This is a genomic window from Methylobacter sp. Wu1, from assembly GCF_036553575.1.
In the GTDB taxonomy this organism is placed as follows: Bacteria; Pseudomonadota; Gammaproteobacteria; order Methylococcales; family Methylomonadaceae; genus Methylobacter.
This window is the reverse complement of the sequence record NZ_JAZHOC010000063.1, coordinates 58741-71577: the sequence shown is the minus strand read 5'-3', so window position 1 is coordinate 71577 and position 12837 is coordinate 58741. Positions and strand designations below refer to the sequence as shown.

The following is a 12837-nucleotide window of genomic DNA, read 5'->3' as shown; positions in this document are numbered from 1 at the left end:
GCCGGCTTACGGCTTCAATACCACTTTAATGCAGCCATCTTCCTTGTCGCGGAAAGTCTGGTAAGCCTGAGGGCCATCCTCCAATCCCAGACGATGCGTGATCACAAAAGACGGATCGATCTGACCGTCTTCAATCATCTCGAGCAGCGGCTCAAGATAGCGCTGCACATGCGTCTGCCCCATTTTCAAAGTCAAGCCTTTGTTCATCGCCGCCCCCATCGGCATATGATCGAGAAGACCGACATACACGCCAGGAATTGAGACAGTTCCTCCCTTACGACAGCACATAATCGCTTCACGCAGAGCATGCGGGCGGTCAGTGGCCAAATAAAGCGCCGCTTTCGCCTTATCGAGTACTGCGTCGAAACTGCCGGTACCATGCGCCTCACAGCCGACGGCATCAATGCAGCGATCAGGGCCGCGGCCATTCGTCATCGCCATCAATCGATCGTAGACATCCTCTTCCTCAAAATCGACGATTTCGGCTTTGCCGTACTCTTGCGCCATGCTCAGGCGTTCCGGCACACGGTCGATAGCAATGACGCGGCTGGCGCCCATCATCCAGCAACTCTGAATAACGAACTGCCCTACCGGTCCACAGCCCCATACTGCCACCGTATCCCCTGCCTCAATATGGGCATTTTCGGCAGCCATATAGCCGGTAGGAAAAATATCGGACAGAAAGAGCACTCTTTCATCGGGCAGCCCGGATTTAATCTTGATCGGCCCGACATCGGCATAGGGCACGCGCAGATACTCCGCCTGGCCGCCCGAAAAACCGCCCAACAAATGGGAATAACCGAAAATGCCGGCCGGCGAATGCCCCATCACCTTGCGCGCCATTTCGGCATTCGGGTTAGTGGTATCGCAACAGGCGTAAAGCGTTTTTTCGCAGAAGAAGCAGTGCCCGCACGAAATCGTGAAAGGAATAACGACGCGGTCGCCTATATTCAAAGTACTCACCTCAGCACCGATCTCAACAACCTCTCCCATAGACTCATGACCCAAAATGTCGCCTGACTCCATGGTCGGCATATAGCCGTCGTAAAGATGGAGATCGGAGCCACAGATCGCGGTAGACGTTATTTTTACGATAGCATCCGTAGGATCGACAATAACGGGATCGGGAACAGTATCAACACGTACATCGGATTTACCATGCCAACAAAGTGCTCTCATAGCTTTGCTCCTGAAGAAACGGATTACGAGGCGATTCGCCTCGGAAATGACTGTAACCTTAGTTCCATTCAGCGTTTCTGTCGGTACGATGGCGTACACAAGATTGAAACCACGCCGGCTGAGCAATGCCTTTGCCATCATCTTGCCCTTAATCACTGAAAACCTGCATTTAATCGCTGAAAGTAAGCAAAAAATGGCATTAGATTTATCGTTATACTGTCTTCCTACACTATAATTAGGCTCACTCAGCAGATGATGATGACGCTTCTGCCAATGTCCAATTCCTTAATAAACAACTTTAATAAACGCTCAGGGATCATATGTCACTGCAAATTTTTCGCACCAAACAACTTAAGCCGGACGACCATTCCGGCACCGGCCTTCATCGCTGCTTATCGGCATGGGATCTTGCCTTTCTGGGCATTGGCGCCATCATTGGCACTGGCATTTTCGTCCTGACCGGCATAGCCGCCGCAACGATGTCCGGGCCCGCCGTCATACTATCGTTCGTCATAGCGGGGCTGGCCTGCGCATTTGCCGCGCTGGCTTATGCAGAACTGTCCGCCGCCATCGGAGGATGCGGCAGCGCTTATGGCTACAGTTATGTGGCATTCGGCGAGCTGTTCGCCTGGATTATCGGCTGGGATTTGCTGCTCGAATACGGCATTTCGGTGGCGGCTGTTGCCAACGGCTGGTCCGGCTATTTCAACAACGCCTTGACGGCCATCGGGCTGCCGCTGCCGGAAATGTTGACCAAAGCGCCCAAACTGGGAGGCTTGATCAACCTGCCGGCCTCGGCCATCATTCTGCTCCTGATGGGTTTGCTGATCATAGGCGTCAAGCACAGCGCCAAAACCAACAATGCCATGGTGTTCATAAAGCTGATCACCATAACCGTGTTCATCGCCGTCGCCATGTTCAACGTCAATCCGGACAACTGGAGTCCATTCATGCCTTACGGCTGGTTTGAAACCTTGCCCGACGGCAAGACGACCGGCGTTCTGGCCGGCGCATCGCTGGTGTTTTTTGCCTATGTCGGTTTTGATGCCGTTTCGACCGCCGCGGAAGAAGCCAAAAATCCCCAGCGCGACCTGCCCTTCGGCATTGTCGTCTCGCTGATCTTCTGCACCATCGTTTATATTGTCGTATCCGGCCTGCTGACCGGCGTCGTGCCTTATACCGACCTGAATGTCTCCTCGCCCGTGGCGCATGCCCTTAGCCTGATCGGCATTAACTGGGCATCGGCGCTGATCGCAACCGGCGTCATCGCAGGGCTTACGACGGTAATGCTGGTGCTTTATTATGCCCTGACGCGCATCATCTTCGCTATGTCGCGCGACGGCCTGCTGTCGCCTTTCTTTTCCGAGCTCAACCCTAAAACACAAACGCCGGTGCGCGTGATTGTGCTTTGCGGCATCATCATATCGCTGACTGCCGGCTTCATGCCGCTGGGCGATCTGGCGGAACTGGTCAATATCGGCACTCTGGCCGCATTCGTGCTGGTCTGCCTGGGCGTGCTCATACTGCGCATCGTCAAACCGGACATGCCCCGTCCGTTCCGCGCGCCGTTCCACCCATTGTTCCCGGTACTCGGCATGCTGTCTTGCAGCGCGCTAATGGCTTTCCTGCCTGCCCTCACCTGGTTGCGCTTCATTATCTGGCTGGTTCTTGGCCTGATCATTTACTTCGCCTATTCGATGCGCCACAGCAAACTGGCAAAATCCGCCTAAACGACTCTGCTTGTCATCGTCTGCTTTGCAAAAGGCAGACGATGATCTCACCCGCCGCCACAATCGATATTCCGCACGCTGCCCTGGCGCAATCCCGCTAAACTTTGCCAGGCGTTTTTGAATCTAAAATTGATGAAAAACAGAATCCCTACATTAAAAAATCGTCTTCCTGCAAGCATTTTTTAACCATACGAGGATTCATTATTTTCTCGATAACCACTATATATTGTGTTATCCTATTTATAAATCACTACATATCGATTAACAAGCATAAATTGCCCGCAAAAGCAACGGCTTGTTTTTATCCCCTTACACAACAATCACAGGGACTTATCAATGACAGCCAAACTCCATGTCGTCGCCAATGCCGTGACCGAAATACCGTTCCAAGATGCTTCGATTGACATCTGGGATACGAAATATCGTTTAAAGACCAAAGAAGGCGTCGCTATTGACGCCACAATGGACGAAACGTACCAAAGAGTGGCCAAAGCGCTATCTGAAGCGGAAAAAGGCAAAGCCAAACAAGAACAGTACTACAAGGAATTCCTATGGGCGCTGCGTCAGGGCGTCATCCCGGCAGGCCGCATTATCTCCAATGCCGGCGCGCTGGAACACAAACCGGCTACATCGACGATCAATTGCACCGTTTCCGGCACGATCGCCGATTCGATGGACGATATCCTGCACAAAGTGCACGAAGCCGGGTTGACCCTGAAAGCCGGCTGCGGGATCGGCTATGAATTCTCGACCCTCCGGCCAAAAAACGCCTATGTATCCGGCGCTGGCGCCTACACCTCCGGTCCGCTGTCGTTCATGGACATCTACGACAAGATGTGCTTCACCGTCTCCTCAGCCGGCGGCCGGCGCGGCGCGCAAATGGCCACGTTCGATATCGGTCATCCCGACGTCGTCGAATTCATCCGCGCCAAACGCGAAGACGGCCGCCTGCGCCAGTTCAACCTGTCGCTGCTGATCACCTCGGAGTTTATCGAAGCCGTTAAAAACGACAAACCATGGCCGCTGTCATTCCCTATCACCGAAAAAGAACTCCAGCTGGACAAGCTCGACCTGAATAACCCCGAGCAGATCATCTGGCGCGACCTGCCCGGCAAAGACGAAGGCTATATCGTCAACGAAGACGGCCTGCTCGCCTGCCGCATCACTAAAACGATCCCGGCGCGCCGTCTGTGGGACATCATCATGAGCTCCACCTATGATTACGCCGAGCCCGGATTCATTCTGATCGACAAAGTCAACGAAATGAACAACAACTGGTTCTGCGAAAAAATCCGCGCGACCAACCCTTGCGGCGAACAACCGCTGCCCCCTTACGGCAGCTGCCTGCTGGGCTCCATCAACCTGACCCGTTTCGTCAAGAAACCGTTTACCAGTGAAGCGCATTTCGACTGGGACACTTACCGCAAAGCCGTCCGCATTTTCACGCGCATGCTCGACAACGTCGTCGAAATCAACGGCCTGCCCCTGCCGCAGCAACAACACGAAATCCTCAGCAAGCGCCGTCACGGCATGGGCTATCTGGGCCTAGGCTCCACCGTCACCATGCTGGGCATGAAATACGGTGACGAGCGCTCGCTGCAATTTACCGAAGAAGTGACCAAAACCCTGGCCGTGGAAGGCTGGAAGGAAGGCCTCGCGCTGGCCAAGGAAAAAGGCTCCGCCCCGATCATGGAACAGATGTTTACCGTCACCGGCGAAATGCTGCACAAACGCCCCGAAATGGTCACCGACGGCTACAAAGTCGGCGATCAGGTGCCGGGCAAACTGCTGCACTCCAAGTACAGCCGCTACATGCAGCAACTGGCGCAGATCGAGCCCGAACTGGTCGCGCAACTAATCGAGACCGGCGCGCGCTTTACACACCACAGTTCGATCGCGCCCACCGGCACCATCTCGTTGTCGCTGGCCAACAACGCCAGCAACGGCATCGAGCCGAGCTTTGCGCACCACTATTCGCGCAACGTCATCCGCGCCGGCAAGAAAACCAAAGAAAAAGTCGATGTCTATTCCTTCGAACTGCTGGCCTATCGCGCACTGGTCAACCCGAATGCGATGCCGTACAGCCAGGAACCGGACCAGCAACTGCCGGACTATTTCATCGCCGCCGACGATATCACGCCCAAACAGCACGTCGACATCCAGGCCGCCGCGCAGAAATGGATCGATTCGTCAATCTCCAAAACCGCCAACGTGCCGACCGATTATCCGTATGAAGACTTCAAGTCGATTTATGAATACGCCTATGAGAAGGGACTGAAAGGCTGCACGACGTTCCGCTTTAACCCGGAAGTGTTCCAGGGCGTACTGGTCAAGGAATCGGATCTGGAAAACACCACCTACCAATTCACGCTCGAAGACGGCCATGTGATCGAGCTGAAAGGCAACGAAGAAGTGGAATACGACGGCGAAACCCACACCGCCGCCAACCTGTTTGACGCCCTGAAAGAAGGCTACTACGGCAAGTTTTAATCGAGATGACAGACATGATACTGAAAATAAACAAAAAAATCGTCGGCTACAAAGTCGTAACCAAAGAAACTGCCGAAGCCGCCAAGCAGGAAGAACAGCAGGCGCTGGAGCGCATGCATGAAAACGTCGAACGTCCTGAAGTGCTGGTAGGCTCCACCTACAAGATCAAAACGCCGCAGTCGGAACATGCCCTGTACATCACGATCAATGACATCATCCTGAACCAGGGCACGGAACATGAAGAGCGCCGTCCCTACGAAATCTTCATCAACTCCAAGAACATGGAGCATTTCCAGTGGGTGCTGGCGTTGACGCGCGTTATCTCGGCCGTATTCAGAAAAGGCGGCGACGCCTGCTTCCTGGTCGAAGAGTTGAAAGCCGTATTCGACCCGCGCGGCGGCTACTTCAAAAAAGGCGGCGTGTTCATGCCGTCACTGGTGGCTGAAATCGGCTATGCCATTGAGTCGCATCTGAAACACATCGGCATGATCAAGTCGGAAGTGATGAGCGACCATCAGAAACAGTTCCTGGAAGAAAAACGCCGCGAGTTTGAAGCTCAGCATGGTTCGTCGGAAGGACAGGCGTTTCCTGAAAAAGCCGTGCTCTGCACCAAATGCAGCACCAAGGCTATGGTGTTGATGGATGGGTGTATGACTTGTTTGAATTGTGGGGAGTCTAAATGTGGCTGAAGATAAAAAGCTCATTCGCACACCTATTAGCTCCAAACGAAGATTTGCAGGATGCTTTTGAAAGAGATTTTTATGAAGGTTTATACGGAATCCCAACCGGTACAGAATTAAAAAAAATGCCAGCTATTAAATTAGCTGAGTTACTTTCATCGAGTATAAACGGCTCTCCAAAGTTCTTTGTTGTTGAACGTGAGTACAAAAGGAGGCTTGCTGATGATCAAGCAAAAATTAACCGGAAGAATATACTACTTGGCGCTATTATCGGAGGGAGTTTTACCATTATCGGATACTTATTAAAGAATTAATTTTTAATCCCACAATTCATAATTGAAATAGGAATTGCTATGCAATATCGATATCAAATCAATCACGATGAAAAAGGCAAACTACGGCTTGATCAGGTAATTCATCCTTTATCCGAAGCTCAAAAGGTGATGGAGTACGATACATTGCCAGACTTTCTTTCCATACGCCTGAACCCCTGTGGGATTATAGTTACGTCCTCAGTAACTGAGCTTAATTCAGACAGTGTAACAGTGGCATTAGAATCCGATAAGCCTGAAAGCGAAGTTTTTTCAGCGCTAACGAGATCATTAGAAGATCTCAACAACCAAATCAAAAGTCTGCATTTGGTAGCGCGGCCAAAAGCCCTGTAGCCCTGTAGGGTACGCACCGCGTACCTTTTGAGGTTTAATTCACCGAAAAAATTACAGCCGGACGGGGCATGTTGCCCCGTCCGAAACGTTTTACATTGATTAAATGTAGGCGCTTGGCTCAGACATCACAGAACCGTCAGGAACGGGGTTGCAAACCCCGTTCCGCCAGAGTAGCGTTTGGAAATCTAATATGACCGTATGGCGGATGAATCGTAAGGTGGATTTGCCTTGGCAATCCACCGGCAACCGGAGCCTTAAAACCGCAATACGCCATAATGTTACAGGCCTGTTGGAAAAATGGCGGTTTGCTGCGCGAAACCGCCCTACGCTTCTATACTCTCTTGCACAAGCAATTTGCCACCAGCAATATTAATGTTCAAAACATTTTGCACTACCTGACCGTCCGGCTTAGAGTCGATTTTTGGTTGTCGATTGGCTAGCGGAATCTGGCCAATTTCTGTCGGCGTTGTGTATTTTTGGACAGCTGCTATGGGCCGCAAATTGTTCGCTCAACGCTGAGGCAATCGGCACGGAGCCGCGTCGCGGCGCGGCATCCGGTTCAGCGACATGTTATTCGCCATATCTGATGAATTCCCTCTTGCCCGGAATTCCCTCTTTAACCTCCGTCCATACGCCATCGATCAGTGCCTGGTATGCTCGGAATCCACACGGCACGCCTTGTGCTTCGAGGATGTTGGCCCTGTCCATGAGCTGGAAGTGGAGATGCGGCGCTGTGGAGTTGCCTGAGTGCCCCACATCTGCGAGATAGTGGCCGCATTTCACGTGATCGCCTTCATGAACCCGTACAGAATCAAGCCGCGCATGGGCGAAGAAAGCGTAAACCTCCCTGCCCTTCATTTTGAGAACTACGTGGTTGCCAACAACCGACCTGAGATCGCCGGGCTTCTCCAGGTTGAAAAACAGCCCATTCTTGAGGACCACTGCCGTATCCCGCAGGAAATGCAATCGTTTCCTTTCGGGCCATCCGTCGTTGGCGGAGACCACCACGCCATCGAAAGGTGCATAGATCGGTTCGCCCCAACCATAGCAATCTTGGAGCCTGACCCCAAACAGGGCATAGGCAATGATTGGGGGACGGAAGAATTTCCAGCCCTTCTCATCTCTTTGGATTCGCACGAAGTCGTATGCGAACCGTTGGCCGAGCTGATCGCTACCATGGCTCGGTATCTGTTCTGCCGGGGTATACGCAGCCACCCATTCCCCACGCAGCGGGAAATCCACAATGACTGGTTCTGGCTCTGCTCTCATAACGTTTAACATTGGAGGTAACCGGGCGCCGGAGCGCGTAGTGTGAGGGACACCCAACGGCACAACCGTTGGGCATGGCCGTATGGCGGATGAATTGTAGAGTGGATTTGCCTTGGCAATCCGCCAACAACCGAAGCCTTAAAAAACGTAATGCGCCACGATGCTACTGGCCGCTGGAAATGGCGGTTTGCTGCGCGAAACCGCCCTACGCTTCTCCGTCACGGAAATGCTGAGCACAGCCCCATCCGCATGCGGCAACTGCTTGCCGGCAATCCGGTTGTAGCTGCCTTTATTTGCTGGCCTGATGATAAATTATCAGCGGAACCAATGGCGCGGCGCCGGTTCGTGATAACGTGCCGTCTGGGTTTCTGGTAAGAGTGATGGGCACTTTCACGGTATCGCCGGTTTCAAAACAAGTGACAGTGTAATCATCCACTTTTAAAGACTGCTCTGCTGAAACTTCTCCCGTGCCTTGAGCAATTCCTCTGCTGCTGCCATTACATCGACTCCAGATTGTATCATAAACGAGCAGCTTGACTGTACCGCCATTATTGTTCGTAATCGAAAGTATCAGATGGGATCCGTCCTCAGGATCAACCGCCTCCCATAAGCCAACAAACTCACTGCCAGCTCCTCCTGCCCGACTGATCAGTGAGGTCCCGAGCATAAACAACACAACGGCCATAAAAAGTATGTTTTTCATAGACTGTTCTCCTGAGTGAAACCGCTGATCGGCATTTAACAATGCCGGGAGAGAAACAAGCTTGTGGAATGAAACAGATAAAAGACAGTTCTGTAATTGAAAATATTTACATTGTCTGAAAGGTAATGACTATTCGTACGATGGCTTATGCAACCTGCTGAAGCGCTATAAAACCAGTCATTGCCAATTTGATGGGAACACCGTTTTCTTCAAATGAGAAGAACTTGTGGCAAGCCATAAAATGCTGACAATTGCATGGATGCAGGAGTAATAAATAGGCGTGAAACGCATCATGCCGCCTTTAACACATCGATTGCAATTGATGCGCCTGCTTACGCGGCGCATCCTCTACTAACATGCCAATTACGCCGAACACTCTCAATCAATCTTTTCCAGTGCAGGAGGATTGGCTTTGAATAGCTCGGCCAAAAGCTCAATTTGAGACGAGAATTGAGGCAGCGCAGGAATTTTCCAGGCTTTTCCGACGAATCGGGCCAATAAATTGTTCAGCCAGGGACGGTCTGATTGGGCATGGTGAATAATAAATCTATAGGCTTCCCCGTCGTGAAAAACGGAAAAATCCTCCAGATGAACATCAATCGTGCCCTCTTCACCATAAAGCCTGGTCTGCACGTAAACTTTCCGTGAATCGACATCGAAATTAAATTTTATCAATTCCGCGATGCCCTTCAGAATTATATTTGAGACCCAGATAATTAATACGTTGGGCGTCAGCTTTATCAATATTTTCAATAGACTGGATTTAATACTCATTTTCTCTCATTCGCTAACTTAAGGTAAAACGAATCATTTTAATCAATGTCTGTTTGATTGTTGCGAAAAAATATTACAAGCCTTGGCCCTGCAGGATACGCATCCCATACCTTTCGAGGTTTGGTTCACTTGCCTGCACAATCTGGTGTACTCGGTTAATACGCATGTGCAGAGTTATCCACGCTTTGGCCACGGCCGCAGCGCACAGGATGCGCAAGGGCCGGCTTCCTGACAGGAGCAAACCGGCTTATCAGCAGTTAGCGGCTTTAACAGAATAACGTTGTATTGCTCCATGCATCTATATATTTGCAACAGAACCTCTTAAACGGTCATATGGTTATTTATTGCCCGATTTTTCCATGTGCCCGCCGAATTGATATCGCATCGCCGAGAGCAGTTTGTCCTGAAAATCCGATTCGCCGCGCGAGCTAAAGCGCTGATAAAGCGCAGTAGAGAGAACAGGCACCGGCACGGCCTCATCTATGGCGGCCTTGATGGTCCACCGCCCTTCCCCTGAATCCGAAACCCGTCCCTCGAATTTTGACAGTTCGGGATCTTCAACTAAAGAGGCGGCTGTCAGATCCAGCAACCATGACGCAATGACGCTGCCGCGCCGCCAAACCTCGGCAATCTCGTCCAGATTAAAATCATATTGATAGCGCTCGGGATCTCGTAATGGCGTGGTCTCGGCATCTTTGGAATGCTGAAGCTTGCCGATATTGGCGGCTTTCAGGATGCCCATTCCTTCGGCATAGGCCGCCATGAGGCCGTACTCGATGCCATTGTGGACCATCTTTACGAAGTGCCCTGCCCCGCTCGGGCCGCAGTGCAGATAGCCCAGCTCCGCGGTTCCTTCGCTCTGCTCGCGCCCGTGAGTACGCGGAATGCTGCCCGCTCCCGGCGCTAGCGTCCTGAAGATAGGATCAAGGTGCTCGACTACCTCTGGCTCGCCGCCGATCATCATGCAATAGCCGCGTTCCAAGCCCCAGACGCCGCCGCTGGTTCCGACATCTACATAGTGGATGCCTTTGGCGGCGAGTTCGTGTGCCCGGCGGATATCATCCGCGTAATAGGAATTGCCGCCGTCAATGATAATATCGCCGGCCTCCAGATACGACAGAAGATCGGCAATGGCCTGGTTGGTCACCGCCGCCGGCACCATCACCCAAATTGCCCGAGGCTTTTCCAGCTTTGATATCAGGTCCTGCAGCGAACTGCAACCTACTGCCTGCTCCTGAACCATTGCGATGACGGCAGGCTGCGACTGGTCATATACCACGCACTGATGACCATCTCTCAACAGGCGGCGTACCATATTGGCACCCATCCGGCCCAATCCGATCATACCGAGTTGCATCGTTGTTTGTTTGTTCATTAGCGTTTCTCCTAAATTTGTGTAGAAACCGCTGCCAGTTGCTTAAATTATTTACATCTGCTTCCTATGCATTTCATCCGCTTTTTCCGCAGGATAACGGCAATAAAAGGCTCTCAACACATGAACCGCGACCATTCCTGCCTGGTCTTATTTCCGCCTCAATGGCTAGCTCTCGTGCAGAAAGGGTCATATCTGCATTTTTTAAATACCTGTTCTCATTTTTTCAGAATATTAACGTTATCCATGGGACACATACGCATTATGGCCATTGAGATTTATCGATTTGATTGGACATTATTCTTCAGGATAGGTGCGCATTTAAGAATGCCGAGTGTAAAAAAACACCCTGCCAAACTTTTAAATATAAGGAAATGCTGTTTGAAAGCCGAAGGCTTATGATGCCAACTGCCTTTACTGCAAGGCTCTGTTATTTTTTTGAGTTGCTTGTCAATCTTGAGTAGGACGGGTTTGTTTCCATTTCCGGGCCGGTTTAGGATTGATGTGTTATTGCTCCGCCAACCTGCTAAGCGCTTTAGATGCTTGTATTTTTGCGCTTGCTGATTAGGGTGACACGCCACTTAAATATGGGACTAAACAATTAGTTTTTACTGCATCAGACATTAACAGCCTCAGTTCAACGCATTCCGGCCATTCAGATATCTCAAGGAAGAGGCAGCGTCTGAATTAATGGTCGACACGGCTTTTTCTTACAAGTCCGATGTAATGATGGGCAAAGCTATTCGACGCGCGATCGTAATGCAACGAATAGCTAGAGCCGGTGTAAAGAACAGCTAATAGACAGGCGCTTTTTGAGGACCGCGATAATACTTGGTCAAAGTCGGGCTTTTGACAGACGTTTGAATCGGTTCTTGCCGTACGGCTACAGCCTCTTCCTCTGGCAAAAGTGGTTTTCTTTCATAGATCGACACCGGATCGCCGTCCAGCTTGGTCAGGGCTTCGTTCAGCGTTTGCTGATCAAAATCGGGTATTTCGCCGTTACTGGCTTTTTGAATAAGATTCAGAGCCAGATCAAAACGCTGATCCCGCGTCATTTCTTCGCCTTCCAAATCAGGGTGCGCCTCTATGTAAAGCTTGTTATCCAGCCATCCCACCTTGATGGGCTGTTTGACGATGAAAACCGGCGTCCCTACCGGCACCATGTTATAGAGCTGCTCTATATCTTCAGGATAGGTGCGCACACAACCGTGCGTAATCTGCATGCCTATGCCGTAGATCTTGTCGATATCGGTGCCATGTATGCGATATTCGCCGGGCAGCGCCAGATGCAGTGAATATAATCCCAGCGGATTATGCGGACCTGGCGGTACGACCGCCGGCAGAGGATCACCGTTGGCCGCATGCTCGCGTCGAATTGATTCAGGCGGATACCAAGATGGATTTTTAACCTTCTGTGAAACTTTAGTTTCGCCCAGCGGCGTTTTCCAGTCCTGCCTGCCAACACCATGCGCATAAGACATCACCTGTCGGGGTACGCCTTTTACTTCCGGCGGATAATAATACATACGGTATTCGGAGATATTCAGCGTAATGCCTTTGTGCGGTGTATCCGGCAGAACGCGTCTGTTGGCGATACGGATAATCTCATCCTTTTTGACATGCCAGCGATCCACATCCGGATTCAGGCGCACTATTTCAGTTTGCCCCAGATTAAACTGCCTGGCCACATCCAGCAAGGTCTCTTCTTGCTCTGCCTTGACTAAAGGCACACCATCAGGATATTCGGTGATGACAGTGTCATTGGGATTTTCCGGCCAGTTATAAGTCGTGGCATTGGCTTTGCCACTGATGGCTAATATTACAATCGGCAAGGCAAATAATATACGTAATTTCATAATATAATAATTTTATCAATCACAAAGCCAAGTATAACATCACTTTTTCAATTCTAGGCTTAACGCATAAGCAGGTAGGAATAATAGTCAAACAGAGTTCAATCTCATGGCTTGTATCG

General features: G+C 51.0%; 11 protein-coding genes. 5 read left to right on the top strand and 6 right to left on the bottom strand.

What is annotated here, in order from left to right; genetic code table 11:
• Window positions 1-6: 6 nt before the first annotated feature.
• A complete protein-coding gene (locus V2P20_RS13510) occupies window positions 7-1179 on the bottom strand; it encodes a zinc-dependent alcohol dehydrogenase (RefSeq protein WP_331819156.1) in 1173 nt (390 codons plus the stop codon).
• Between the two features lie 320 nt (window positions 1180-1499).
• Here V2P20_RS13510 and V2P20_RS13505 point away from each other — a divergent pair, with 320 nt between their 5' ends.
• The 5 genes from V2P20_RS13505 to V2P20_RS13485 all read left to right on the top strand — a co-directional run bounded on the left by V2P20_RS13505 (window position 1500) and on the right by V2P20_RS13485 (window position 6744).
• Complete coding sequence (locus V2P20_RS13505) at window positions 1500-2909, top strand: amino acid permease (protein ID WP_331819154.1); 1410 nt, start codon at window positions 1500-1502, stop codon at window positions 2907-2909.
• 336 nt (window positions 2910-3245) lie between these two features.
• Window positions 3246-5399 (top strand): adenosylcobalamin-dependent ribonucleoside-diphosphate reductase, encoded by a 2154-nt coding sequence (locus V2P20_RS13500; RefSeq protein WP_331819152.1) that lies wholly within the window; start codon window positions 3246-3248, stop codon window positions 5397-5399.
• A 14-nt stretch (window positions 5400-5413) separates the two neighbouring features.
• Window positions 5414-6088, top strand: coding sequence for an NrdJb (locus V2P20_RS13495; RefSeq protein WP_331819151.1), 675 nt, complete (start codon window positions 5414-5416; stop codon window positions 6086-6088).
• Window positions 6079-6393 (top strand): hypothetical protein, encoded by a 315-nt coding sequence (locus V2P20_RS13490; protein ID WP_331819149.1) that lies wholly within the window; start codon window positions 6079-6081, stop codon window positions 6391-6393. Before V2P20_RS13495 ends, V2P20_RS13490 begins: the two co-directional genes overlap by 10 nt.
• A gap of 39 nt (window positions 6394-6432) precedes the next feature.
• Window positions 6433-6744, top strand: a complete 312-nt coding sequence (locus V2P20_RS13485) for a hypothetical protein (protein ID WP_331819147.1) — start codon at window positions 6433-6435, stop codon at window positions 6742-6744.
• Between the two features lie 570 nt (window positions 6745-7314).
• Here V2P20_RS13485 and V2P20_RS13480 read toward each other — a convergent pair.
• From V2P20_RS13480 to V2P20_RS13460, 5 genes are all read right to left on the bottom strand, one after another.
• Window positions 7315-8013, bottom strand: coding sequence for a M23 family metallopeptidase (locus V2P20_RS13480; RefSeq protein ID WP_331819145.1), 699 nt, complete (start codon window positions 8011-8013; stop codon window positions 7315-7317).
• Between the two features lie 289 nt (window positions 8014-8302).
• Window positions 8303-8716 (bottom strand): hypothetical protein, encoded by a 414-nt coding sequence (locus V2P20_RS13475; RefSeq protein ID WP_331819143.1) that lies wholly within the window; start codon window positions 8714-8716, stop codon window positions 8303-8305.
• A gap of 378 nt (window positions 8717-9094) precedes the next feature.
• Window positions 9095-9490, bottom strand: a complete 396-nt coding sequence (locus V2P20_RS13470) for a hypothetical protein (protein ID WP_331819141.1) — start codon at window positions 9488-9490, stop codon at window positions 9095-9097.
• A 337-nt stretch (window positions 9491-9827) separates the two neighbouring features.
• Entirely contained in the window at window positions 9828-10865 is a 1038-nt protein-coding gene (gene gnd, locus V2P20_RS13465) for a phosphogluconate dehydrogenase (NAD(+)-dependent, decarboxylating) (RefSeq protein ID WP_331819139.1), read from the bottom strand.
• 791 nt (window positions 10866-11656) lie between these two features.
• A complete protein-coding gene (locus V2P20_RS13460) occupies window positions 11657-12718 on the bottom strand; it encodes a L,D-transpeptidase family protein (RefSeq protein WP_331819137.1) in 1062 nt (353 codons plus the stop codon).
• Window positions 12719-12837 lie beyond the last annotated feature (119 nt).